The organism is Mangrovibacillus sp. Mu-81, assembly GCF_036867415.1.
In the GTDB taxonomy this organism is placed as follows: Bacteria; Bacillota; Bacilli; order Bacillales; family Bacillaceae_B; genus Rossellomorea.
The window spans coordinates 164649-190961 of record NZ_JBAJHU010000003.1 but is presented as its reverse complement, the minus strand read 5'-3'; the positions used below and the strand labels follow the sequence as shown (position 1 = coordinate 190961).

General features: G+C 41.4%; 23 protein-coding genes, 1 tRNA gene and 1 riboswitch. Of the genes, 7 read left to right on the top strand and 17 right to left on the bottom strand.

Features of this window, described 5'->3' with window-relative positions; genetic code table 11:
• Positions 1 to 96: 96 nt before the first annotated feature.
• Together V6B33_RS08100 and V6B33_RS08095 are read right to left on the bottom strand one after the other, a co-directional pair.
• Positions 97 to 1665, bottom strand: coding sequence for a peptide chain release factor 3 (locus tag V6B33_RS08100; protein WP_334217248.1), 1569 nt, complete (start codon positions 1663 to 1665; stop codon positions 97 to 99).
• Between the two features lie 66 nt (positions 1666 to 1731).
• Positions 1732 to 1965, bottom strand: coding sequence for a YueH family protein (locus tag V6B33_RS08095; protein ID WP_334217247.1), 234 nt, complete (start codon positions 1963 to 1965; stop codon positions 1732 to 1734).
• Between the two features lie 182 nt (positions 1966 to 2147).
• Here V6B33_RS08095 and V6B33_RS08090 point away from each other — a divergent pair, with 182 nt between their 5' ends.
• Positions 2148 to 3365 (top strand): NupC/NupG family nucleoside CNT transporter, encoded by a 1218-nt coding sequence (locus V6B33_RS08090; protein ID WP_334217246.1) that lies wholly within the window; start codon positions 2148 to 2150, stop codon positions 3363 to 3365.
• 62 nt (positions 3366 to 3427) lie between these two features.
• On the opposite strand, the gene V6B33_RS08085 is transcribed toward V6B33_RS08090, so the two are convergent.
• The gene (locus V6B33_RS08085; protein ID WP_334217245.1) at positions 3428 to 4903 is read right to left on the bottom strand and encodes a UDP-N-acetylmuramoyl-L-alanyl-D-glutamate--2,6-diaminopimelate ligase; all 1476 of its coding nucleotides are present in this window, start codon (positions 4901 to 4903) and stop codon (positions 3428 to 3430) included.
• A 200-nt stretch (positions 4904 to 5103) separates the two neighbouring features.
• Positions 5104 to 6159 carry a M42 family metallopeptidase gene (locus V6B33_RS08080; RefSeq protein ID WP_334217244.1) on the bottom strand — a complete coding sequence of 352 codons (1056 nt, stop codon included), beginning with the start codon at positions 6157 to 6159 and terminating at the stop codon, positions 5104 to 5106.
• A 169-nt stretch (positions 6160 to 6328) separates the two neighbouring features.
• Here V6B33_RS08080 and V6B33_RS08075 point away from each other — a divergent pair, with 169 nt between their 5' ends.
• Complete coding sequence (locus V6B33_RS08075) at positions 6329 to 7723, top strand: peptide MFS transporter (protein ID WP_334217243.1); 1395 nt, start codon at positions 6329 to 6331, stop codon at positions 7721 to 7723.
• Between the two features lie 96 nt (positions 7724 to 7819).
• Here the strand turns inward: V6B33_RS08075 and V6B33_RS08070 are convergent, their stop codons facing one another.
• Positions 7820 to 8626, bottom strand: a complete 807-nt coding sequence (locus V6B33_RS08070) for a YihY/virulence factor BrkB family protein (protein WP_334217242.1) — start codon at positions 8624 to 8626, stop codon at positions 7820 to 7822.
• Between the two features lie 181 nt (positions 8627 to 8807).
• On the opposite strand from V6B33_RS08070, the gene kynA reads away from it, so the two are divergent.
• A complete protein-coding gene (kynA, locus tag V6B33_RS08065) occupies positions 8808 to 9656 on the top strand; it encodes a tryptophan 2,3-dioxygenase (protein ID WP_442915490.1) in 849 nt (282 codons plus the stop codon).
• Between the two features lie 134 nt (positions 9657 to 9790).
• Positions 9791 to 10249 (top strand): SACOL1771 family peroxiredoxin, encoded by a 459-nt coding sequence (locus tag V6B33_RS08060; protein WP_334217241.1) that lies wholly within the window; start codon positions 9791 to 9793, stop codon positions 10247 to 10249.
• A gap of 114 nt (positions 10250 to 10363) precedes the next feature.
• Here V6B33_RS08060 and V6B33_RS08055 read toward each other — a convergent pair whose 3' ends face one another.
• From V6B33_RS08055 to V6B33_RS08045, 3 genes are all read right to left on the bottom strand, one after another.
• On the bottom strand, positions 10364 to 10690 hold the full coding sequence (locus V6B33_RS08055) for a DUF3243 domain-containing protein (protein WP_334217240.1): 327 nt from the start codon (positions 10688 to 10690) through the stop codon (positions 10364 to 10366).
• 117 nt (positions 10691 to 10807) lie between these two features.
• Positions 10808 to 11845, bottom strand: a complete 1038-nt coding sequence (locus V6B33_RS08050) for a ribonucleotide-diphosphate reductase subunit beta (RefSeq protein ID WP_334217239.1) — start codon at positions 11843 to 11845, stop codon at positions 10808 to 10810.
• A 17-nt stretch (positions 11846 to 11862) separates the two neighbouring features.
• On the bottom strand, positions 11863 to 14106 hold the full coding sequence (locus tag V6B33_RS08045; protein ID WP_334217238.1) for a ribonucleoside-diphosphate reductase subunit alpha: 2244 nt from the start codon (positions 14104 to 14106) through the stop codon (positions 11863 to 11865).
• A gap of 187 nt (positions 14107 to 14293) precedes the next feature.
• Positions 14294 to 14476, bottom strand: a riboswitch (cobalamin riboswitch).
• 558 nt (positions 14477 to 15034) lie between these two features.
• Here V6B33_RS08045 and V6B33_RS08040 point away from each other — a divergent pair.
• Positions 15035 to 15799 carry a SurA N-terminal domain-containing protein gene (locus V6B33_RS08040; RefSeq protein WP_334217237.1) on the top strand — a complete coding sequence of 255 codons (765 nt, stop codon included), beginning with the start codon at positions 15035 to 15037 and terminating at the stop codon, positions 15797 to 15799.
• Between the two features lie 120 nt (positions 15800 to 15919).
• Positions 15920 to 16096 carry a hypothetical protein gene (locus V6B33_RS08035; protein ID WP_334217236.1) on the top strand — a complete coding sequence of 59 codons (177 nt, stop codon included), beginning with the start codon at positions 15920 to 15922 and terminating at the stop codon, positions 16094 to 16096.
• Between the two features lie 64 nt (positions 16097 to 16160).
• On the opposite strand, the gene gndA is transcribed toward V6B33_RS08035, so the two are convergent.
• The 5 genes from gndA to cspD form a co-directional block, all read right to left on the bottom strand.
• Positions 16161 to 17573, bottom strand: a complete 1413-nt coding sequence (gene gndA, locus V6B33_RS08030) for an NADP-dependent phosphogluconate dehydrogenase (protein ID WP_334217235.1) — start codon at positions 17571 to 17573, stop codon at positions 16161 to 16163.
• A 332-nt stretch (positions 17574 to 17905) separates the two neighbouring features.
• On the bottom strand, positions 17906 to 19060 hold the full coding sequence (locus V6B33_RS08025) for a thiolase family protein (protein WP_334217234.1): 1155 nt from the start codon (positions 19058 to 19060) through the stop codon (positions 17906 to 17908).
• An 11-nt stretch (positions 19061 to 19071) separates the two neighbouring features.
• A complete protein-coding gene (locus V6B33_RS08020; protein ID WP_334217233.1) occupies positions 19072 to 20217 on the bottom strand; it encodes an acyl-CoA dehydrogenase family protein in 1146 nt (381 codons plus the stop codon).
• Positions 20218 to 20288: 71 nt separating this feature from the next.
• Positions 20289 to 21056 carry a 3-hydroxyacyl-CoA dehydrogenase gene (locus tag V6B33_RS08015; protein WP_334217232.1) on the bottom strand — a complete coding sequence of 256 codons (768 nt, stop codon included), beginning with the start codon at positions 21054 to 21056 and terminating at the stop codon, positions 20289 to 20291.
• Between the two features lie 145 nt (positions 21057 to 21201).
• Positions 21202 to 21402 carry a cold-shock protein CspD gene (gene cspD / locus V6B33_RS08010; RefSeq protein ID WP_032089110.1) on the bottom strand — a complete coding sequence of 67 codons (201 nt, stop codon included), beginning with the start codon at positions 21400 to 21402 and terminating at the stop codon, positions 21202 to 21204.
• A 263-nt stretch (positions 21403 to 21665) separates the two neighbouring features.
• Between cspD and V6B33_RS08005 the strand changes: the two genes are divergently transcribed.
• Positions 21666 to 21842 carry a hypothetical protein gene (locus V6B33_RS08005; protein ID WP_334217231.1) on the top strand — a complete coding sequence of 59 codons (177 nt, stop codon included), beginning with the start codon at positions 21666 to 21668 and terminating at the stop codon, positions 21840 to 21842.
• A 199-nt stretch (positions 21843 to 22041) separates the two neighbouring features.
• Here the strand turns inward: V6B33_RS08005 and V6B33_RS08000 are convergent.
• The 4 genes from V6B33_RS08000 to V6B33_RS07985 all read right to left on the bottom strand — a co-directional run bounded on the left by V6B33_RS08000 (position 22042) and on the right by V6B33_RS07985 (position 26065).
• Positions 22042 to 22114: transfer RNA gene (locus tag V6B33_RS08000), tRNA-Val, on the bottom strand.
• 390 nt (positions 22115 to 22504) lie between these two features.
• Positions 22505 to 24490: a TRAP transporter permease gene (locus tag V6B33_RS07995; RefSeq protein WP_334217230.1), complete on the bottom strand. Its 1986-nt coding sequence runs from the start codon at positions 24488 to 24490 to the stop codon at positions 22505 to 22507.
• A complete protein-coding gene (locus V6B33_RS07990; RefSeq protein WP_334217229.1) occupies positions 24477 to 24992 on the bottom strand; it encodes a DUF1850 domain-containing protein in 516 nt (171 codons plus the stop codon). Before V6B33_RS07990 ends, V6B33_RS07995 begins: the two co-directional genes overlap by 14 nt.
• 86 nt (positions 24993 to 25078) lie before the next feature.
• The gene (locus tag V6B33_RS07985) at positions 25079 to 26065 is read right to left on the bottom strand and encodes a TAXI family TRAP transporter solute-binding subunit (protein ID WP_334217228.1); all 987 of its coding nucleotides are present in this window, start codon (positions 26063 to 26065) and stop codon (positions 25079 to 25081) included.
• Positions 26066 to 26313: the final 248 nt, after the last annotated feature.

The following is a 26313-nucleotide window of genomic DNA, read 5'->3' as shown; positions in this document are numbered from 1 at the left end:
CTTTGTCAATATTATAAAATATAAAAACTAAGGATAATTACCTGCATACCAAAACCCCTTCATTACTGAAGGGGTTAAGAATCGCTCTATTTGTATTTACATCAAGCTGTACAATTTGATGTCAGGATGTTTATCGGCGAACCATCTCATTGCAAAATCATTTTCGAATAAGAAGACGAGGTTCTCATGGCGATCTTTCACGAGCATACTCCGGGAGCTTGACATCGACTCTTTTACTTCTTCTTCATTCTCGATCCATCTGGCAATTTTAGAACCGACAGGCTCCATTCGTACATCGACATTATATTCATTCTTCATCCGGTGTTCGAACACTTCGAATTGAAGTTGCCCAACCGCCCCAAGGATTATATCTTCCGTCCGGGTCTTGTAATATTGGATTGCACCTTCTTGCACCAGCTGAAGGATCCCTTTTTGAAAATGCTTCTGCTTCATCACGTTTTTAGCTGTTACTCTTACAAATAGTTCTGGGGTGAACTGAGGCAGCTTTTCATATTGAAATGCTTTTTTCCCTTCAGTTAGAGTATCACCGATCTGATACGTTCCTGTATCGTAAATACCGATAATGTCCCCGCTGACGGCTTCATTAACTGTACTCCGGTCATCTGCAAGGAATTGAGTCGACTGAGCAAGCTTAATGTTCTTCCCTATTCGCGGGAGATTAACCGACATCCCTCTTTCAAACTGTCCTGAACAGATTCTGAGGAAAGCGATGCGATCACGGTGTGCCGGATTCATATTCGCCTGAATCTTAAAGATGAAACCTGAGAACTCGTCACTTGTAGGATCTATTTCACCAACATCAGAATTCCTCGGCTGCGGTGACGGTGCAAATTGCAAGTAAGTCTCAAGGAATGTCTGTACACCAAAATTGGTTAAAGCACTTCCGAAAAATACTGGTGAAAGCTCCCCGTTCGCAATCCTCTCCTTTGAGAATTCATTTCCTGCCTCATTTAGAAGAAGAACATCTTCCAATGTTTGATTGTATAGATTATTTTCCTTCATAGAATGATTCCCGTCGATTTCTCCTTCTTCATTAAGGGGAATGAATCGTTCGTCGTCTTCCACACGGAATTGTTCCACCCGGTTATGAAATCGATCATAGATCCCAAGGAATTCTTTTCCCATTCCGATTGGCCAATTCATTGGATACGATTGAATCCCAAGGACTTCTTCCAGTTCTTCCAGCAATTCAAGCGGCTCACGACCCTGGCGGTCCAGCTTGTTGATGAAAGTGAATATAGGAATCCCTCTCATGCGGCAGACCTTGAACAGCTTCAATGTTTGAGCTTCAATCCCTTTTGCAGAATCGATGATCATGACGGCACTGTCAACAGCCATCAAGGTCCGATACGTATCTTCAGAGAAATCCTGGTGACCGGGTGTATCCAATATGTTCACACGATAATCATCGTAATCGAATGCCATCACTGAAGATGTCACCGAAATACCTCTCTGCTTTTCAATTTCCATCCAGTCGGAAGTCGCAAACTTCCCCGTCTTCTTACCTTTTACCGTTCCAGCCGCCCGGATTGCCCCGCCAAACAACAGCAGCTGCTCTGTTAACGTCGTTTTCCCTGCATCAGGGTGAGATATAATGGCAAAGGTTCTTCGTGACTGAACCTCTTCTCTAAAGTCTTTTTTCATTCATAAATTCCTTTCTCGTCAGTCTTCCCTTCCCATCATATTCTTTGTGAAATGAGAAATCAATCATTACATTTCTCTGGTCCACTGCAAAATCCTGCTGCTAATCACATCAGCTTCCTCTGGTGAAACTCTTCTCTTCAAAGAATGTAACAGATTCGTTTGAATTTGATCATCTTCATACATAAATGAATAGGACCATTCAATGTCAGGAATCGCCACTAAAATCAGCTCTTCCTTTTTATTTTCGTGAATATATACTTTTTGTTCCAAACCTTCCATAAAATTTTTTCTGATTTTCATTTTTGAATCCCCTTTCATGAAAACGCTGTATTAGAGCATACTAATGACGAACTTGTCCGTACAACTTTGTAAAAAACATGTCATAAACGTGTAATTGTAGGTTGTCAGACTTCTGAAAGAATTGTAAAATAAAAAACCGAAAGCATCAAGTTTGTTACTTTACTATTTATGAGGTGAAAAGAATGCAGTATTTATGGGGTATTGTGGGTATATTGGTTGTTCTTGGAATTGCTTTCCTATTCTCTTCCAGTAAAAAGAGTATTAATTTCAGAACGGTTCTGGGCGGCCTTGCTATCCAATTATTATTTGCTTTTCTAGTTCTTAAGACTCCTTGGGGTCAAAATGGATTAGAAGCTCTGACAATGGGAGTTAATCAGATTATTAACTACTCAAACGAAGGAATTCAGTTCCTGTTCGGGGGATTATATACAAAAGAGTCGAATATAGCATTTGTCTTTGCATTGAATGTTCTGCCTGTTGTTATCTTCTTCTCGGCTTTAATTTCGGTACTATATTATTTAAAAGTTATGCAGTTTTTCATTAAAATCCTTGGCGGAGGGCTATCGAAGTTACTCGGTACAAGAAAAGCAGAATCAATGTCAGCAGCTGCAAATATTTTCGTCGGTCAAACTGAAGCGCCATTAGTTGTTCGTCCATATCTTTCAAGAATGACTGAATCAGAATTATTTGCTGTTATGACCGGTGGACTTGCTTCTGTGGCAGGATCTGTATTAATCGGTTATTCATTGCTTGGAGTTCCTCTTGAGTTCCTGCTTGCTGCAAGTTTCATGGCAGCACCTGCCGGCCTTGTTATTGCAAAATTATTCGTTCCTGAAACAGACAACACACCTGAACCTAAAGAATTCGAAATGGAAGCGGATTCTGAATCAACAAACGTAATAGATGCAGCAGCCAACGGGGCAAGCGTCGGTCTGCAACTAGCTTTGAATATTGGTGCAATGCTGCTGGCTTTCATTGCATTGGTTGCATTGATCAATGGAATTTTAGGAGGCATCGGCGGATTATTCGGTGCAGAGAATTTATCACTTGAGCTTATTTTAGGATACGCATTCGCTCCACTTGCATTTGCAATCGGTGTACCTTGGAGTGAAGCGGTGATGGCTGGTAACTTTATCGGTCAAAAGCTGGTAATCAATGAATTTGTTGCTTACTCAGCCTTCGCACCTGAAATCGGAAATCTGTCGGATAAGACAGTTGCCATCATTTCATTTGCTCTTTGCGGATTTGCCAATATTTCATCACTGGGTATTTTGCTCGGGGGTCTTGGGAATCTGGCACCTAACCGCAGAGGGGACATTGCCCGACTCGGACTTAAAGCAGTTATTGCCGGAGCTTTGGCATCATTACTGAGTGCTGCAATTGCGGGTATGTTTATTTAATTCTCAAAAATAAATTAGTTAAAAGGAGATGGCCGGCGGCCATCTCCTTTTGTTATGCAGACTTACTTTGTTGATATATATTTTATTTTGCTTTGCTCTATTGCAATATGTTTATCGCTGTGAGGATATTTTGTGTTTTCGACAATTTGGTAATCTTCATGCCCTTTACCAGCAAATATAATGATATCACCTGGTTCACTTACTCCGATGGCGTGCTTGACGGCTTCTGCACGATCGCCGATCAGGGAATACTGGTCATGCTTCATCCCTTTTTCAAGATCGTGCAGAATGCTGTCATAATCCTCATAGCGAGGATCATCAGTCGTCAGAATGACATAGTCTGCCAATGAAGCTTTTTCAGCCATTGTCGGCCGCTTTGATTTATCCCGGTTCCCCCCTGTCCCCACGAGGAAGATAATCTTGTTTTGTTTGAACGGAAGCACCGACTCAATTGCTTTCTCAATTGCATCTGGTGTATGAGCGTAGTCGATATACACGGATAATGGGGCGTCCATCTCCACTTTTTCCATTCTGCCACTGACAGGAGGAAGCTCCCTGACAATCCCGACAAGTTTCTCCACTTCCATCCCCCGGGCATATAAACAAGCCATCGCAGTGAGGATGTTATATACATTGAATTTTCCAAGAAGCTTCATTTCTACATCGAATGAACCTTCTGGGGAATGCAGGGTGAATGTAGTTTTATCGTTATCGTATTGAATCCGGTCTGCTCTAAAATCTGCATTTGCTTCCAATCCATAGCTGATTACTTCATGCGGCGTCATATAATGATATCGATCGTACCATTCATCATCCGCATTCAATACCACGTACTTAGGTGCCTCCAGATCCTGACCTAATTGTGAAAACAATAATCCTTTAGCATACCCGTAATGTTCCATCGTTTCATGGTAATCCAAATGATCATGGCTAAGATTCGTAAATGCGACAACGTCAAAATCTATTCCCCATAACCTTCCGAGGCTCAGCCCATGTGATGATACCTCAAGAATGAAATTCTGGATGTCTTTATCGACTGCCAGGTTCAGCATTTGCTGATTGGTCAGATTATCACATGTGGTATTTTCACTCGGGAGGAGTTCCCCGTCCAAGTTGAAACCGATTGTTCCTGAAAGTGCTGCTTTTTGATGATCCTTTTTCAGCATTGAATGAATCAAATTCGTTACAGTGGTTTTTCCATTGGTACCTGTGACACCGAACACATTAAGCTTTTTTGAAGGATAATCATAATATTTGTTCGAAAGCTGTGCCAACGCCTTAAAGGTATCTTTCACCACTACCAAAGCAGTTTTCTCCAGATCAATATCCAGTTGTTTTTCTGCTATGACCAGAGTTGCTCCACTTTCAACTGCTTTACCGGCATAATCATGACCATCCACCGTGTAGCCCCTCGTGCAGACAAATACGCTTCCTTCGGTTACTTTTCTTGAATCGACATAGATGTCTTTCACATTGGATGGTAATTCTCCATATACAGTTTTTAATTTAATACTTTCTAAAAGGTTGTATGTATTCATCTTTCGTACCCTCACATTAATTCTTAGTATGATATTGTTTCTATTTTACCTTATGAATTTGACTTTGATAAGAGAAATACCTCCTAAATTGACTAAATTCATCTTCCACCTACCTCAGTTCTTCCCGTTAGCGGCCATGTTAAAACAAAAAGCCTCCCCTATTCAGCAAAATTAAGCCGCAGGGAAGACTTCCATATTGATTATTCTTTTACCATTTTAGATTGTACATAGTGCCATAGCAGGTTTTCGGTGTGAAGAATAGACGATTCGTGCGTTCTTTCATAGGCATGTGAAGCATCGATTCCGGCACCGATCAAACCGTGTACGATATCAAATCCTGCCTTGATGGCAGCGGATGCGTCAGAACCATAATAAGGGTAGATGTCCACTTTATAGTCTATCCCATTATCTTCTGCCAGTTGAACCAGGTGTTTTCTTAATCCGTAGTGATATGGCCCGCTCGAATCTTTCGCACATATTGAGACCGTATATTCATCTGTGCACTGGCCATCGCCGATCGCTCCCATATCCACCGCCAGGTATTCTACTGTTTCCGGAGGGATATTTGAATTCCCCCCATAACCTATCTCTTCATTATTGGAAATAAGGAAATGTGTCGTATATGGAAGCACAATACCTTTTGTCTTTATTTGCCTGATCAATTCAAGCAGCATTCCTACACTTGCTTTGTCATCCAGATGGCGGGACTTGATGAATCCGCTTTCTGTGATTTCAGCGCGGGGATCGAAAGAAACAAAGTCTCCCACTTCAATTCCGAGTTCCCTTACTTCCGTTGCGTTTGTTACTTTTTCATCGATTCGGACTTCGATATTTGTTTCGTCACGCTTTGCCTCTCCCGCATTTTTATAAACATGCACGGATGTTTGATGCATGAGGATTGTCCCGCTGTATGTTTTGCCGCTGGACGTTTCAATTTGGCAATATTCACCTTCCACTGCATTCCATCTGAATCCTCCGATCATTGATAGCCTGAGGCGACCGTCTGCTTTAATTTCTTTGACCATTGCGCCTAAAGCATCCACATGAGCTGTGAGCATACGGTGGCTTAGCGTATTTTCCCCCTGGATTGTAATAATAAGAGCACCTTTACGGTTCCTTTTCATCTCAACATCAAGATCTGAAAGATGTTCTTCGACGAAACCCATGATTTGATCTGTATTACCGGATGGACTTGGAATTTCTACAAGCTCTTTAATTAATTGAATCGTTTTCGATGTATCTGGATATGTACTCATAATGACTCCCTCCCTTTACATTATTATATCGTTATACGTCACCGTTCTACAAATGAAGCTTTTCAACAACGGATGAAGAACATCCTTTTCTCATTCAACATATTTTTGTCTCAATAAACAAACGATATAGGTATGACTTGGAATAACAATGAGTGGGAGTGATTCAAAAATGGATTCTTCAATGCTGGATTCATTACCTCAAGGTAAGAAACATCCAAAAGGGCTCTATCTCTTATTCTTTACTGAGCTATGGGAGAGGTACAGCTATTACGGAATGAGGGCTCTGCTGGTCCTTTATTTAACGACTGCATTTGTGAGCGGAGGTCTTGGTGTCGAGCCTGCCCAAGCGTTATCGATTTACGGCATTTATACAGGAGCCGTTTATTTCACCCCGATATTTGGCGGTTGGTTAACCGACAAGTATATTGGATTAAGAAAAGCCATCACGATCGGCGGCTTGACAATGGCGTGCGGTGACTTCACTATTTTTCTTACCCATTCGCAAACCGGCCTTTACATCGGCTTGGCATTATTGGTCATAGGCAATGGCTTCTTTAAGCCGAATATCTCGACCCTCGTAGGTGAACTGTATCCAAGAAATGATAAACGTAAGGATGCTGCCTTTACCATTTTTTATATGGGAATAAACTTAGGGGCTTTCTTTGCACCATTAATCGCAGGATTCCTTGCTGAAGATCTTTTTTTAAGACCCCTTAATGATGGAACGATGCACTATGGATTTAAATGGGCATTTCTCGCTTCTTCATTGGGCATGATTACGGGACAATTGATATTTAGTGCATTCAGCAAAAGATATTTAGGGAATGTCGGATTGAAACCAAATAATCGATTGGTACAAGAATCCAACGAGAATCAAAATGTGCCTTTATCTCCTAAAGAAAAACAGCGTACTCGTGCAATATTGATACTCGCTTGTTTTGTAGTATTCTTCTGGGCGGGTTTTGAGCAAGCGGGTAGTTCTTTCACATTATATACTAAGAACTTCATCGACCGGGAGGTATTCGGCTATACAATTCCGGTTGCCTGGTTTCAGTCGGTCAATCCATTATTTATCATCATACTTGCCCCCATCCTGTCAGGTGTATGGTTGAAACTTTCCCAATCAAAACGTGGAGATTTAAACATGACCACGAAGATGGCATTCGGGATGATCCTTCTTGGACTGGGGTTCATGATTTTGATACCTGCCGTCATGCAGACAGGTTCCGACGAACAAAACATTGTCTCCCGGGCAAATATTATGTTCATCATATTCACCTATCTATTCCATACATTAGGTGAATTATTCTTATCTCCGGTAGGTCTTTCCCTCGTCAGTAAAGTCGCACCGGTGAAAATCGCCTCTCTATTAATGGGGGTATGGATGGCCGCTATCGGTGTCGCGAGTCTCCTCGCCGGTCAACTGGCATCACTAACAGCTACTTTGGGGTACCTTGAGATATTTGCGACTATTGGTGCGGTGGCGATACTATTAGGATTGATCCTTCTCGCCATCTCGAAGAAACTCGTAACCATGATGAAAGAAGAAAATGCATCGAGGTAAAATTAAAACCTGGAGAGGGTATCTCCAGGTTTTTGTAAAAAGTCCATATAACATATCTGACCACTATTAAATAAACGAAGCGGTTGAAACATCACCTCAATTCCTCTCAGCCACACTGCCGTTCAGCAATCCACCGATCAGCAGAATGGTGGAAGAAATGTAAAACCACACGACGAGGGTGATGACACTTCCCAACTGACCATAAAACTGTGTATAATCATTGATTTTCACATACGTTCCATATAACCATGAAACCCCCTGCCAGCCGAATGTGGCGAGCAGGGCACCAGGAAGGACATGGAGAAAGGGAATTCTCCTGCTCGGAACCACCATATAAAGAAAAATGAACAATAGAAGCATGAAAATAGAACTTAAACCCCATTTCCCAATCACCCACGCCGCACTCCAGTCTCCCTGCAGTTTCCCGCTGGCAAACCTGGCTTGCCTTATGTATTCTTCCACAACCGGAACAACCAGGGAAAAAGCAATCAAGAACATAAATCCCATCGTTAGTAATAAATCGTAAAATAAAGCGATTAAAATTGGCTTTTTTCTTTCAATTTTGTATGCCTGGTTCAAGGACCTGACCATCGACTGCACAGCCATGGACGATAACCAGAATGTGAAGAAGATTGAAATCGATAATACATCCCCCCTCTGATTATATAGAATGGTTTCAATATTCTCATGGATGATGGCATACGATTTTTCTGGTGCAAAGGGCTTGATCAGAAGTAAAACATTCGTCTCTGAAATGGGCAGATAACTCAATAAAGAAAACACGAACAATAAAAAGGGGAAAATGGATAATAACAAGTAGTATGCTAATTGTGCTGACTGATCAAAAAACCGTTCTTTGAAGAACCTGATTATGACATCTTTCGGATAAGCAATTAGTTTCATGTCGTTTTCTCCTCATTCAACAAGGATACTACTATTTTCCCCAACTTACAGAAATCAATCATTTCTGAGAGGGGATTGTTTGTTGTGGAGAATAAAAAGGATTTGACTATACTATCTAGAAGTACTTATAGTAAGCGTTTCCACACTTGCATATTGGAGCATGACAGAAAGGAAGATGAACGTGTCGGAGAAGGAAGAACAGAACCATACTATAGGTAATGAACGTGTTCATACCGATTTCATCAACAACATGACCTATGGTGACTATCTGCATCTGGACACACTATTATCCAGCCAGAAGAGATTATCCGGGCACCATGACGAAATGTTATTCATTATCATACACCAGGTCAGTGAATTATGGATGAAGCTCATTCTTCATGAATTGAGGACAAGCATCGCTTCCATAGAAGCCGGGGAATTTTCGCCTGCTTTCAAAATGCTTTCCCGTGTTTCTAAAATTCAATCTCAAATTATTCATGCCTGGGATGTATTGTCCACCCTCACCCCGGCAGAATACATTCAATTCCGGGATGACCTGGGACAGGCATCCGGATTCCAATCGTACCAATATCGAATGATCGAATTTGCATTGGGATATAAGACCACCCATGTCTTGAAAATTTATCAAAAAGACCCCGAATTATTATCTCAACTACAGGAGGCTTACAAGGCACCATCATTATATGACGTATCGATCCACGCCCTGTCAAAAGCGGGATTCAGGATCGATGAAACCGTTTTGAATCGGGACTTTACAACCCCATATAAAGAAAATGGTTCTGTTTTGTCAGCATGGACAGAAGTGTACCGGAACACAAACCAATACTGGGATTTGTATGAACTCGCAGAAAAGCTGATCGATCTCGAAGATTGGCTTCAGCAATGGAGGTTCCGTCATATGAAGACAGTGGAACGTATCATCGGACATAAAAAAGGCACTGGCGGCTCAAGCGGAGTAAGTTATCTCAAGAAAGTGCTTGATCATCAATTCTTCCCTGAACTCTGGAATGTAAGGACGAGCTTATAAAGTGAAAACCTGACTGCATTGAATCCAAGGTACTGCATGCAGAACGGAAACTGACAGGACTGCATTTATTATTTACCCGTTTTCAGCTGGTGGGATATCCTGAATATATCATTCATTCAAAAGGGGTTTTTTAAATGCCAGAACACTCATTCTTTATAAAGACAGATTGGCCGGGGATGCGCAATGATGTGGGGACGCTGAATTCCTCAACCCTGGACACCAACATCTCCATACCTCTTGAAATGGATGGCCCCGGGATCGGCACAAACCCGGATGAAATGCTTCTCGGTGCAGCATCAACCTGCTATATCATTACACTTGCTGCAATGCTTGAGAGAAGCAATGTTTCAAAAACCTCATTAACAATGGAGTCCGAGGGGATCGTTGAAATCGAGAGAGGCATCATCAGCTATAAGAAAATCATTCATTGGCCAATCCTGACCCTTTCAAAAGGATGCACGGAAAAAGAATTCAATACAGCGAAGAAATTAATAGGTAAAGCTGAGAGATCATGCATGATTTCCCGGGCCGTGAAGGGAAACGTCATCATTGAACTGGAAGAAACGGTTCTTATCGTGGACTCTGGAGAATAATTGTCTTTTCAATCCTCTCACAATCGAGTAAGATACTCGTTATCCTTTCCCCAGAATCAAATGAAAAAAGGCGTCTCTTTATAGTAGAGAAGCGCCTTTTTTCATTTGAATTTATTAAGATTCTGAGTGTACGAGTTTCACCAGCATGTGAGAAAGCATATGCTGTTCTTCTTTGCTTCCCGCTTTCCACAATTCGTGAAGTAGCTTTTCTTCTCTGTTTTTCGGTTCTTCGTGTGCCGCCAGATAGTCCCCTACTTTTTGTGCAGCTCTCGCCTGCTGCTCTTCGCTCATCCCCAGTTTATCCGCGAGTGACACTTTGTTTCCCAAGTATTCTTTGAAATGGCCGAAGTTTGATAGAATATCCTCTTTCTTATCCTCTGACATTCGCGATAATGTGTCGTCCACTTTACTTTCCATTTTGTCTGTTGATTGATTTGCCATCTGTAAAATCTCTCCTCTCTTAACTTTAGTTTCTATATTCCCGATAACGAAATATTTAAACTACAGAGAGAGCCGGATTGAAATCAATCAGATCTAAGAATAGTATACCACTCTGACTCACAAGTCATCAAAGCCGTTGGCATCCGTCGTTTTCGTATACTGCCTTGATTTCTGTTCGAAGAAATCGGTTTTGCCCAAGTCCACTTCCTGATAGGCAATGATCCATTTTAAAGGGTTGTTTTGATAACCTTCGAAAGGAAGATGGAATCCAAGCTGCTTCGCTCTTTTATTAGCCATGAATTTGATATAGTTTTCAAGTTCGGACATCAATAGACCATCAATTTCATTTCCGATGATTTCCCTCGCCCATTCAATTTCCAGATTTGCAGCTTTAGTGAATGTTGATTGACCGAATTCCCATAACTCTTTCGTTTGATACGATGGATATTCCTTCAGTATTTCCTTGAAAATCTTCTCAAACAAGCCGACGTGGAGCTGTTCATCCCTGTTAATATAATTTATCATTGTACTGGTTGCCACCATCTTCTGATTTCTGGCAAGGTTGTAGAAGAATGCAAATCCGCTGTAAAAAAATAATCCCTCTAAAATAATATCGTAAACAATCGATTTTAATAGATTCTCGACTGTCGGGGATTCTGCAAAATCGCGGTAGCCTTTCACCACGAAATCATTTCGTTTCATTAGAATCGGTTCTGTTTTCCAATAATTAAACACTTCATCCTGCTTTTGCTTAGGCACAATACTAGAAAGCACATAGCTATAGGAATGATTATGAATCACTTCCTGCTGAGCCAGTATGATCATCAGGGCGTTCAGGCTTGAATCCGTCAAGAAGTCCGCGACCTTTCCTGCATAATCAGTCTGGACACTATCCAAGAGAGCCAATAAGCCTATCACTTTCAAGAACGTGTCCTGCTCCTTCTGTGTAAGCGATTCAAATTGATTGATATCTTTGGACATATTTATTTCAAACGGTGTCCAGAAATTCCCCAGCATCCTTTTATATTTCGGGTATGCCCAAGTGAAACGAACATCATCCCAGTTTAATACATTTGAGCTTTTCCCATTGATGATGGATGTCGATTTATTGGGTGCAGAAGCGTCTAACAGCTCTCTATTTTTCAGTGTAATCATCGTTAACTTCCCCCTTATCAGCTATGACAGTTCTCACATTCTTCAATCACGGAATCTGAGGTGGACCTCACATAATACGTTGTTTTCAGACCGGATTTCCAGGCGTCGAGATGAAGAAGGAGCAGATCTTTCGCTTTTATATCATTACTGACATATAGATTGAACGAAATACCCTGGTCTATATGCCGTTGTCTTCTGCTGTTCTGTCTGATGCTCCAGTGTTGATCGATATGGTATGCCGTTTTGTAGTACCATAGCGTCTCGCTTGTGAGATCCGGTGCTGTTACAGGAATTTTATAATCCTTTTTTTCTTCAGAGTATAACAATCTGAAGAGTGGATCTATACTCGCGGTAGATCCTGCTATGAGGGAGGTGGAAGAATTCGGCGCAACGGCCATGAGATATCCATTACGCATTCCATTCAATGACACTTCCTTCTTTACTTCGTCCCAAAGCGGACCGTCATAGCCCTTTTTCACAAAATAGCTGCCAGATTCCCAGTCAGATCCTTGAAAATATGGATATGCGCCTTTCTCCTTCGCCAATTTATTACTTGCCTGGATCGTATAATAAGCAATTTCCTCGTAAAGTGAATCACAATAATCTTCTGCTTCTTCACTTTCCCATTTCATTCCTTTTACTGCAAGCAAGTGATGCCAGCCAAACGTACCCAGACCGATTCCCCTGTACCTTTCATTCGTCAGTTGTGCTTGAAGGACCGGTATATTGTTAAGGTCGATAACATTATCCAACAGCCTGACTGCAATTTCGATCACCCGGGGCAATACATTGTTCTGCACAGCCTTTGCCAGAGAAATGGAAGCAAGATTACACACTACGAAGTCTCCTGGGTGTTTATACGTAATGATTCTTCCGTCTTCAATCTTTTCTTCTTCTATAAATGTCGGACTCATGTTCTGAGCGATCTCTGTACAAAGATTGCTGCAGTATATCATGCCTTTATGAACGTTGGCATTCTGACGATTGACACTATCTCTGTAAAACATAAAGGGCGTACCCGTTTCCAGTTGGGAAATCATGATTCGTTTGAAGATGTCAATGGCCGGCACAGTTTTCCTCGAAAGTCCGGGATTTTCCACACACTGCCAATACTTTTCCCTGAACGATCCAGTACCTTTCTCCTCATCAAAATAGTCTTCCAGGGAAAAACCCATCACTTTCCTTACTTCATGCGGATCGAACAGATACCAGTCATCCCTTCTCTCCACGGCTTCCATGAATAAATCAGGAATGCAGACACCGGTAAACAAGTCATGAGTCCGCTGCCTTTCATCCCCATTGTTCAATCGAACGTCAAGAAAGGAGTGAATATCTTTATGCCACACATCCAGATAAACGGCAATTGCGCCTTGGCGCTGTCCGAGCTGATCAACAGAAACAGCCGTATTATTTAATTGCTTCATCCATGGAATGACTCCTGAACCGACCCCTTTAAAGCCTTTGATGTCACTACCCCTGCTCCGGACCTTCCCTAAATATATGCCAAGCCCTCCGCCATTTTTGCTAAGAGTCGATACATCCGTATTACTGTCAAAAATACTTCTCAGATCATCCCCTACTGTGTCGATAAAACAACTGGAGAGCTGACCGTAGCTCTTTCCAGCATTGGCTAAAGTAGGAGTTGCAACGGTCATATACAGGTTTGACAGTGCCCAATAGGCTTCTTTAATCAATGCCATCCTTTGATCCTCTTCTTCATCCATCATCAGGGTCATCGCGATGATCATAAACCTCTCCTGTGGAAGTTCGAATACGCTGCCTTCATGTGATTTCGTTAAATACCTCTCTGCCAGGGTGACTATTCCAATATAGGTGAACAATTTGTCTTTTGAAGGGTCCAGGACTGATTCCAACAGTTGTATTTCTTCCCGGCTGTACTTCTCCAGCAATCGTGGATCATACAGTTTTTTCCCGACAAGTTCATTTACTAAGTGGAAAAACGAATCATAAGGCTTTCCAGGATCAAGCCTCCTTGAGTGACTGCTGTAACGATATAGTTTTTCTAAATACAGGAATGCAGCTGCATATGTCCAACGCGGTTCTTCTGTCGAGATTCTTTCAACTGCGGATAGGATCATTTGGTGATAAAGCTGATCCTCGGTAAGCTGCGTTTTCACTTGAATGAGCCTGTCCACTTTTTCTTCAAACTCTTCCATTGTCAACTCAGGAAAATTCGACCTTAACTTCCGGCAAAGCTGCCTGGCAAGTGTTGAAGTATTTACTGTTTCAATCAGTGTCATTTCTTTATTCCTCCTGTATCAGTTCAATCCAGTTGTACGATACTAACTGCGGAAGAGGATACAAAAAAGCCCATCCTCATGATATGGACGGGCTTTTTTGAATAACGATGATATGATATAACAGACGTATGTAAGTAAAGGTATCTATTATTCTATCCTCGCATATCCTCCCAATTCCCGAAGAAGATCATACGTTATAAACGCGGCAGGTCTCCTGACTCGTGCTTCATCCTACTTTAAGGCCTTCCCATCTTTAAAAAGATAGTGGCAATACCTTATTTCGTCATCACTTACAGTTGCGGGGACAGCTCCGGAATTTCACCGGATTCCCTTTTAAGTCTTCATAGACACCGCATTTACAGATTAAACTAAATCAATATATAGTTATTTTATTTCCCACAAACACAATCTATTGTGCTCTTATCCATCATAAGATAATTCAAATGATTTATCAAGCATAGAATCTGTGTCTTTTCGAGAAAGATATTTTGAATGAACTTCTCTCCTGCAAACAAATATGCCTATAATTATCTTTTTCTGCAAAAATCCAAGAACATCTCTGTTTTGAGAGTCTCAAACACCTCTAAAAGGAAATTACATAAGTATTTCTAGTTTGTGAACGGCATCTTGAACACATATAATTCAAATAGAAGGTTGTTTGACAGTATTCTTTGGTCCCCAATATTTTTGACGGGCTGTTTACACGGTTAACCCGTTGTAAACAGCCTATTTTTTGTATGCATGAAATCCATCAGCGGCGTTTATTTGCATAAAATATTGCATCACCGGGGAAAATGACAGAATCTTGTATTTCAGTGGGATTACAAAGTGATTAAATAAAGCAAAAAGGTTTATTTTTAAATCAGAATCATATAAAATGCGCATTAAGTGATTTTTTAATCACCTCTTTGAAAGGAGACAATGATACATGAAAAAACTATTGAGTGCTTTACTGATAACAATCATGGCGATTGCCTTAGCTGCCTGCGGGGATGGAGAGGAGGCAAAAAAGCAATCTGAAGATAAACCAAAAACAGAAGAAAACAGTAAACAACAAGAAGAACAGGCTAAACAAATGGAAGAAATGCAAAAGAAAATGGATAAACAAAAAGTGGACAAGGAAAAAATCGTTGCAGTCGTAAATGATGAAGAGCTGAAGGGTGAAGAGTACAACAACATGCTTACAACTTCCCAAATGCAATACCAGCAAATGGGACAAGACCCTACAAGTGAAAAAGCTTCTGAACAAATCAAAAAACAAACGATCGACAGTCTTGTCGGCCAGACCCTTCTCATGCAGCAAGCAGACGAGAAAGGATACAAAGCCACAGACGAAGAGATCAACAAACAGCTTGAAGAAGTGAAGAAGCAATATAAGACCGATGAAGAGTTTGAGAAGGCAATGAAAGATGCAGGTTTCTCCATGGACGAATTAAAAACTCAAATCGCTGAGAACGTTAAATATACAAATTATGTAGAAAAAGAAATAAAAGTGGACGAAGTCACGGAAGACGAAATGAAGAAGTTCTATGATCAATTTGCCAGCCAGCAGGGTAAAGATCAAAAAGCTCCGAAGTATGAAGAGGTCAAACCTCAAATTAAGACCCAATTGGAACAGCAAAAGAAACAAGAAAAACTTGTACAGCACGTTGAAGAATTAAAGAAAAATGCTAAAGTAGATATTAAAATATAAATCAACTTTTTAGAACAAGTCCCAGTGTCGGGACTTGTTTTTTTGTACCTAATGTTTGTCCTTTAGGAAAAGGGGTAAAGTCCATCATACCATTACTTCATAAGCAAAGGAGTGTCCTGCATGAATAAACGTTCAAACGATCATCCGGAACAGCTTGATAATGACCATGAAGGAATACTGGATAAACATGAAAGCGAACAAAACGTGGACCCGATTCCATTGGAAGACTTAAAAAAAGAACTGCGTGAAGAAAAGAAGAAGCATCATACCAAGGATGATTCTTCCAGTGATGAATAACCTGTTTCCATTCTTTAAAAAACCCCGGACACGAATAAGTGATCCGGGGTTTCCTATTGTGAGTTTATTTATTTAACCAATCTGTATGGAATATTCCTTCCTTGTCCTTCCTCTGATACGTGTGAGCTCCAAAATAATCCCGCTGAGCTTGAAGGAGGTTTGCTGGAAGCGATTCCGAACGGTAGCTGTCGTAATAAGCTAGTGCACTCGCCAGCCCCGGAACCGGTATTCCCAATTTGATTGCTGTTGCAACTACTTCCCTTGCTTCATCCTGATAATTCTCCACTATATCTTTAAAGTAGGGATCAAGAAGTAAATTCGTCAATTCAGGATTTCGATCATAAGCTGTCTTGATTTCCTGGAGGAAGCCAGCGCGGATTATACATCCCCCCCTGAAAATCATAGAGATTTCACCCGGCTTAAGATTCCAGTTATATTCTCTGGATGATGATTGTAATTGAGCAAACCCTTGAGCATAGGAACAGATTTTACTGAGATATAGGGCTTTACGAATCATTTCGATAAACTCTTCTTTATTCTCGTTGAATTCAACGTTCTTAGGTCCTCTCAGGATTTTGCTTGCCTTCACCCTTTCTTCTTTCATAGCAGAAATAAATCTGGCAAAAACAGATTCAGTGATGATCGACAATGGCACGCCAAGCTCTAATGCAGAGATGCTGGTCCATTTACCGGTGCCTTTTTGACCAGCCGTATCAAGGATAACTTCCACCAGCGGTTTACCTGTTTCTTCATCGACCTTGGTGAAAATATCAGCAGTAATTTCGATTAAATAGCTGTCAAGCTCCCCTTCATTCCACTCATTGAAGATTTCATGCAGTTCTTCTGCCTCTAAACCGAGTACATTCTTCATTAAATAATATGCTTCACAGATCAGCTGCATATCACTGTATTCAATTCCATTATGGACCATCTTTACATAATGCCCGGAACCATCAGGTCCGATATATGTACTGCATGCATCCCCGTTAACCTTGGCTGAAATGGCTGTCAGGAATGGTTCGACCAGATCATAGGCTTCCTTTTGTCCACTAGGCATGATGGCGGGTCCGTATAGTGCTCCTTCTTCTCCCCCGGAAACACCAGCCCCGATGAAATTGATCCCTTTTTCCTCCAATGCTTTATTGCGCCTGATTGTGTCTTCAAAAAAGGCGTTACCACCGTCAATAAGGATATCCCCTTTATCTAAGTGAGGCAGCAGGGAATCAATAGCTTTATCAGTGATTTCACCTGCAGGTACCATCATCATAATTTTTCTTGGTTTTTCTAAAGCTTCTATAAATGATTCTATATTACTTGTTCCGATAAGCTGTTTTTCACTGTGTTCCCTTAGGATTTCATTTACCTTTTCATCAGTGACATCATAAATTGCGACAGAGTATCCTCTGCTCTCGAAATTCAGAGCCAGGCTTTTACCCATCACCCCTACACCGACAACGCCAATTTGTTGTTTAGACATACGATCCTTCCTTTCCTTGCTTATAAACAATTTTCACCGTATTCATTATAATACGAAATAATTTTTCTTGCAGAACTTTCACAAAAAAACTTTTTTTCAAGGGGTTATTCATTTGTTTTTGATTATCAAAAGCAAAATTTCATTAACATTCTTTCAATTAGTCGATAGTATTCATTCTTTCCTAGTGAATATTATCCCATTCAAAGTAATCAACGCCAAGTCTGCATAAGGAAGAGCGGCCCGGAAAGCCGGCCCGCCCCTGTTTTATATCTGTTAATTGGTACATTGTTATCGTGCTTTCTTCTTTATTTCTGCTTAATATTCTATAAAACCTATGATCCCAGCCGTTCAATGATAGTGGCATTTGCCATTCCGTGGCCTTCGCACATTGTCTGAAGTCCGAAACGGCCACCTGTCCTTTCAAGCTCATTCATCATCGTCACCATGATGCGAGCTCCGCTTGCCCCCAGGGGATGCCCCAGCGCAATAGCCCCTCCATTCGGATTTAACCTGGCAGGATCTGCTTTCAGTTCTTTTAACCATGCAATCGCTACTGGAGCAAATGCTTCATTTACTTCGAATACATCAATATCGTTTATTGATAATCCTGATTTGTCCAGCACCTTTCTAGTAGCAGGAATTGGTCCTGTCAACATTAACGTCGGATCAGAACCCGTGACCACTCTGGTATGGACTTTAAATCTTGCTTTCAATCCAAATTCCTCTGCTTTTTCACGGCTCATGAGGAGCAGTGCTGCTGCGCCGTCACTGATTTGACTGGAATTTCCAGCGTGAATCATCCCATCTTCCCTGAATGCAGGTTTCAGGTTGGAAAGGATATCCACAGTCGTTTCTGGTCTTGGTCCCTCATCTTTGTTAAATAGAATAGTCCCACCCTCGTTTCCCGGTACTTGGAGTGGAAGAATTTCTTCTTGAAACCGGCCATCTTTCTGTGCATTAAATGCCTTTTGATGACTTTCATATGCAAACTGATCCATTTCTTCCCTGCTGATTCCGAATTTTATCGCAATCCGTTCTGCTGACAACCCCTGGTGAATGATTTCATGCTGTCCTTTGAGAATTTCACTGAAACCGGCCCCCCCATAATTGGAACCGATCGGAACTCTTGACATATTCTCCACTCCGCCTGCAATGACGATGTCCATATCCCCGGAGAGGATTGCTTGTGCAGCAAAATGAACTGCCTGCTGGCTAGATCCGCACTGACGATCAATGGTTGTTCCCGGCACTTCAACGGGAAATCCCGCAATCAATGCTGATAACCTGGCAATATCACCAGCCTGTTCTCCTGATTGCGTCACACATCCGAGAATGACATCATCTACATATCCGGGATTCACCCCTGATTTTTTTATTAAGCCTTTAAGGATTTCACCCGCCATATCATCCGGACGTATATTTTTCAAAGCCCCGTTTCTTCTTCCAATTGCAGACCTTATCCCTTCTACTATAACTGCTTCCCTCATAAGATCCTCCTTTATAGTCCCAAATTCTTTGCAATGATTACTTTCATGATTTCATTCGTCCCTGCATAAATACTGGCCACGGGGACATCCCGGTATCTCCTGGCAATCTCATACTCTTCCATGTATCCATAGCCTCCATGAAGCTGCATGCATTCTGCAGCAATTTTTCTGGACATTTCAGTAAGTTTGAATTTTGCCATCGATACTTTAACCACTACTTCTTTTCCGTGTATGTGCTCTGAAATCAACCCATCAAGAAATGCTCTGCCCATTTCGATATCAGTTGCCATTTCGGCCATCTTAAATTGAATATGCTGGAATTGACTGATGGATTTCCCGAATGCTTCCCGTTTTTTTATATAATCCATTGCCAGAGAAAACATATGCTCAGAGGACACCTGCGCCGCAATGGCCACAACCAGCCGTTCCTGCTGAAGCTTCTTCATGAGATACTGAAATCCCTTACCTTCTTCACCTATAAGGTTCTGTACTGGAACTTTACAATCTTCGAAAATTAATTCTGCAGTGTCCTGGCAGTGCAGTCCGACCTTCTCAAGCTTCCTGCCCCTGGAGAACCCCTCTGTACCTCTTTCAATTGCTATAAGGCTGATTCCTTTATGAGCAGGAACTGCACCGGTATCAGTTTTGCATGCAACAATAACCAGGTCACAATGTATCCCGTTGGTGATAAAAGTCTTTTGTCCGTTCACAATATAATGATCACCATTCAATTTGGCGGTCGTTTTAATCCCGGCCAAGTCCGATCCCGTTCCCGGCTCCGTCATTGCAATCGCCGATATCATATTCCCTTTTGTACAGGAAGGAAGCCATCGCTTCTTCTGTTCATCTGTGCCGTATTCCGTAATATAAGGGACGACGATATCATTATGGAGCCCAACACCGATTAACCCTGAACCGACACGTTCCAATTCTTCGTTTATGATGACAGAGAATCCCCAATCCGCACCGCTGCCCCCGTATTGTTCATCAACATCCGGACAAAGAAACCCCTGCATGCCCATCTTCTCCCAAAACGACCTCGGTACAAGCCTGTCTCTTTCCCACTGTTCATAATGTGGATATGCTTCCTTCTGCAAAAACTTACGCAGTGAGCTTCGAAACATGTTATGTTCTTCTTTTAAATATGGATGATACACACGTTTCTCTCCTTTCTTGTGCAATTGATCCAAAAATGAATGACGGTCCATTCATTTTTGGGATAATTCACTTATTTGGGCTGCATGCGTATGGCTCCATCCAATCTGATTGTCTCCCCATTCAACATTGGATTTTCTATAATGGCATCTACAAGCTGTGCAAATTCTGAAGGATAGCCGAGTCTTTTCGGAAATGGAACGTTTTCCCCAAGAGAAGTTCTTGCCTCTTCAGGAAGCGAGTCAAACATAGGGGTCTGAAATAATCCGGGGGCAATCGTCATCACCCGAATTCCATCTCGTGCAAGTTCCCTTGCAATCGGAAGTGTCATTCCTGCCACTCCTGCTTTAGAAGCGCTATATGCTGCCTGCCCGATTTGCCCGTCGAATGCAGCTACGGAGGCAGTATTTATAATAAGACCTCTCTCACCACATTCATTTTTTTCATTACCCTGCATGTTTTGTGCCGCTAAACGGATGATATTAAATGTACCGATTAAATTGATTTCAATCACTTTTGAGAATAGATCAAGAGAGTGAACACCTTTCCTGCCGGACACCTTTGAAGGGGGAGCAATCCCGGCACAGTTGACTACCGTATTGATACATCCAAAAGAATCAATGGCGTTCATCATCGCCGCTTCCACATCTTTTTCACTTGTCACATCGGTATAGTGAAATCCTACACTGCCTCCTAATTCACTTTCCAGCCTTCTTCCCTTCTCTTCGTCGATATCTAATATAAATGCCTTTGCCCCTTTACCTACCAGGCTCCTGACAGTGGCTTCACCTAATCCCGAGGAACCTCCTGTTACAATCGCCACGCAATCGTTTATTCTCATTATCCTAGCCTCCATTAATGGGTATACCTTCATTTTATCTTTGTAACAAATAAAAAGAAATAATTTTAGGAAAATTCTGTTTATTTATCTCATAAAAAAACAGACTCATCAAAATGATGAGCCTGTTTTGGAAGTTTGGTATCAATTATTTCTTAACAACGTTAGCTGCTTGTGGTCCACGAGCACCTTGTTCGATGTCGAAAGAAACTTCTTGACCTTCGTCAAGTGATTTGAAACCTTCACCTTGGATCGCTGAGAAATGTACGAATACATCGTCTCCACCTTCTACTTCGATGAATCCAAAACCTTTTTCTGCGTTAAACCATTTTACTTTACCATTTTCCATGAAAAATGCCTCCTAGTGTGTGCTTACCACACAATGTATTACTATTCTTGCGATATCAGGTGAAAACCAAATCTTGTTCTTCCCTCGTATACCGGACAAAAATAATTCTTCTATAGAATAACAGGATTTTCTGAAATAATCAAGTCAACAAAACCATGCTTTATAAAGTCAGACGACTTACAATCATTCAATTTGAATTCACCCTATTTTCTTATGAATGAATTTTATGTGGTATAATAAAAGCAGTTGAAAGGAAGTGTAATATGAAATCCACCAAAAGCTTGTTTAGTAATGGATCTGCTGTCACGATAAAAGAAACCGGCGAAACGGTAACCATCTTAAAATCCCAGTACGTTAAAAACATGAAACGCTACTCATATATCGTCAAAGAACATCCCGGAACATTTTTCTTTGAAGAAGAATTAACTTCGGATGAATGATAAAACTGCAGACGGCCGTCTGCAGTTTTTCATTTGTGTGTAAGCAGATATCTTTCCCCCTATTTATAGCCATTTACATAAATCTCACGAAAAAAGCCGCGACCCAATGTACATTGGTTTCGCGGCTTTTCATATTTATCCAGATGCAGAGCCCATCGATAGGTTTCGGTACGAACATGGTTCTGCGCTTTTTTCTTAATGACCTGTGAGGGACTTGAACCCCCGACCCCCACCCTGTCAAGGTGATGCTCTCCCAGCTGAGCTAACAGATCTTATTAGAACTACATATTTTATTATAGCTTGGATGACGGAAATGTCAATCATTTTTTGTATATCTGTATACAAGAACAAACGTTCGAATATAATGATAATACTTCGAGAAAGGATGATAAGGATGAGCAAACTCTTGACTCGTTCGTTAATAGAACAGTCTCCGATTGAAATCATATACATGCCCCATCATAATCAGCTCTCAAAAAGGAAGATCACTGTCAAGAAAGTGAATTTTGACAGCATTATCGCTTATTGTTTCCTAAGACAGCAATTCAGAACTTTTCGATTAGAACATATTTTAGCTGCATATCCATTACTAAATAATAGAAAGACTTTACGAAAACAGCTAAAAAAAGAAGGCGAACATTGAAGTCCACCCTCTTTCATGATTAAGCTGTTGCTTGTTTTGGCCGTTTATCCTCTCTTTTGACGAAGAATTGGATTGCCAATAATATTCCGAATGAAATTAGACCGATTGTATCGGTCATTCCTTCTGGATAAATCAGCATCAGACCCGCTGCCACCAGGAGGAATCGTTCAATCACATATAATCTGCGGTACCAATAACCGATCATCCCCGCACCGATGGCAATCATACCCGTTATCGCTGTGAAAATTACCCATAATAATCTTGGTATGGTCGTATCGATCATAAGCAATTCAGGTGAAAGCACGAACATATACGGTATGATAAAGGCTGCGATTGCCAATTTTGCTGAATTGACTCCGGTCCTTATCGGTTCTCCTCCTGATACCCCCGCTGCAGCAAATGCCGCCAGTGCAACTGGTGGTGTGATATCGGCAATGATACCAAAATAGAAAACAAATAAATGAGCTGACAGCTCAGGTGCCCCTAATAAAATGATTGCCGGAGCAGCGATTGTTGATGTTATGACATAATTCGCTGTAGTAGGTGATCCCATTCCGAGCACGATCGATGCAATCATGGTAAAGAATAACGTGAGAAGAAGTTTACCTTGAGCAGAATTAGTTAAATCAGCTGCCAGGTCAACGAGTCCGTTTGCTAATGTTAATCCTAATCCCGTCTTGGTCACCACACCTACAATAATGCCTGCTGCTGCGGTTGCAACTGCCACTGAAAGTGCAGTTCTTGCACCATCAACCAAAGCATCAACTGCATCTTTGAACCCGATCCTGGTATCTTTGCGGATCGCACTGATTGCGATGGTCGCAACGATTGACCAAAGTGCCGCTCTCATAACACTCATCCCGCTAACAAGAAGAATGATGACTGTCAAAATCGGAAGAAGCAGATAAATCTTTTTCAGTACTTCTTTCCGGTTGGGCATTTCTTCATCTTCAAGTCCGCGTAATCCTAAACGCTTTGCTTCAAAGTGAGTCATGATCCAAATACCTGTGAAGTACAGTACGGCAGGAATGGCTGCCGCTTTCGCGATATCCCAATAAGAGATCCCGCCGATGAACTCGACCATCAGGAATGCAGCTGCCCCCATGATCGGCGGCATTAACTGCCCGCCGGTCGATGCGGCAGCTTCTACTCCCCCGGCAAACTCCTTCTTGTATCCGAGTTTTTTCATCATCGGAATTGTAAAGGAACCGGAAGTTACCACGTTTGCAACCGAACTACCGCTGATGGTTCCCTGGAGGGCACTCGAGAATATGGCAACCTTTGCCGGTCCACCGGTACGCTTACCTGCAATGGAAACAGCAAGATCGTTAAAATATTGACCTACTCCAGTTTTCACGAGAAATGCTCCGAATAACAGGAATAAGAAGATAAATGTTGCCGATACATAAAGAGGGGTACCAAGAATCCCTTCCGACGTAAAGAACATCGTTTTGACAATATCGTCCCAATCATACCCCCTATGTGCAAGGAATCCCGGCATTTGTCTTCCATAATACATATACAGAAGGAAAGCAGAAGAAATGATCGTGATCGGCATACCGACCGCTCGCCTTGTTGCTTCAAGCACCAAAAAGATTGCAGCAAGCCCGACGTAAAAGTCGAGGCTCGTCATTATGCCAACCCGGCTTACGATATCGTCCTGCATGATCGGCCAGTAAGCGCCGATCCCCACAGAGATTGCTGCTAAAACGATATCATACCAAGCGAGTTTATTCTTTTTAAGATTTTTTTTCCTCGCAGGGAAAAGAAGAAAGACAAGTGATAACGCGAACCCTAAGTGTATGGATAACAATAATTGCCTTGGGATGAATTGAAAAATGGATGCAGTTAATTGAAATAATGAGAATGCCAATAAACCAAAGAAAATGATCCATTTAAACATGCCATGTTCCAATTTTCTCGTTGAAGATTCAGGGTCGTATTTTTCTAATAATTCTTGTTGTTGTTCTGCAGTAAGTGATTCGAACTTTTTATCCTTTTCCAACAACAATCACTCCTTTCCATTTGTTGAATAATGATACCTTTTTATATTGGACTCTTACGACAGAGCCCTCTTTGAAATAATTTTTCAGGGGATACACTTTATTGTCATAGACAAGCCGGTGATTGGCAACCACTTGTCCAAGTCGAATATCGATATAAGGGAATTTCTTATCCATATTCGAAATAAGATATCTTCCGTCCTCTGTCCTTTCGAATATTTCTTCGCCTACTGCATTTGATGGCATCCCAATTGCTGTATCTTCATATAAGAGGCTGGTCTGCTGAATGTCATCTGAAGATGTTTGGCGGTAAATCTCCTCTACCTCTGAAAGGTGTATTGAATGTGTATAGCGGATTGAGAAGGTTTTATTTTTACTGATCGAGAAATATGCGGGATTTCCTTCACCATTTCTTGGTTCCATCACAAGGACAGTCTGCAAAGGAAGAAAGACGAATAATATAAGAAAAAAGAGAGTGACCCCGATTACGTATTTCACTTTCATAAAGAACTCCACCGTTTCTATTTCTTCAAAACAAAAGAATAGACCGTGATAAGCGGCCTATCCTTTGTACATTCACAGGTGATTTATTATTCTGCTGAAATACCTTTTTCATCAAAGTATTTCTTTGCACCTGGATGCATTTCGATTCCCATACCTTTTAAGCCATTTTCAGCTTTGATAAGTTCACCTTTGGCGTGAGTAATCTGATCTGTATTTTCAAAGATTGCTTTTGTTACATCATAGATGACATCTTCTGAAATGTCGGCATTTGTAACTAACATAGCTCGGACTGCAACAGTCGGGATTGCCTGCTCAACTTTACTGTAAGTACCTGCAGGGATTTCGTCCGCTGCATAGTAAGGATACTTTTCAATCAGTTCTTCAGCTTTCGCCTGTTCTACTGGTACGATTGTGATATCCTCTGTTGCTGCCAGTCCTTCAACGGCACCGGTTGGAGTACCAGACGTGATGAATGCAGCATCAATGGTTCCGTCCTGTATTCCTGTTGTTGAATCATCGAAAGATAAGTTGCGCGCTTCAAGATCTTCCACTTTTAAACCATGGATTTCAAGGATCTGTTCAGCGTTAAGCAAAGTTCCTGACCCGGCTTCACCTACTGAAACAACTTTCCCTTTCAAATCTTCAACTGATTTGATACCGGAATCCTTCGTTGTCACAATTTGAATTGTTTCTGGGTATAACGTGGCTATACCGCGTGCATTTTCAACTTTATTATCAGAAAACATTTGAGTTCCTTCAGAAGCGTATGCTGCAATATCCGTTTGTGTGAATGCAATTTCAGTTTTTCCATCTTTGATTGAAGCCATGTTCTCAGCTGACGCTCCTGATGTTGAAGCTGATGCTTTGATACCGGTTTCATCTTCAATGATCTTGGCAAAGGTACCACCAAGCGGGTAATATGTACCACCCGTTCCGCCTGTAGCAATTCCGATGAAGTCAACTTTCTCATCTCCATCAGAACTACCACCGCCTGCTCCGCCTCCACATGCTGCCAATACGGCAGATAAAATGAGAAGAAGGGCAGTGCTTAAGAATAAACTGCGTTTTTTCATAGTCTAATCCCCCTATTAAATTTTCTACTTTCCCGTAATCAATTGTATCATATCCTGTAACATTCTTGTCAAACAGGATACATAAACTTATAAACTTTTTCATAAAAAAACTTTTTTGTCATATTATCCCCTCCCGCAACTTCATGTTTACCAAGTATTTTCATCATACAGCAAATTTGACAGATGCATGCAAAATGTATAAACCGCTTTCAAACAGGACATGCCGTTTCACTCCACAAAGATAAATG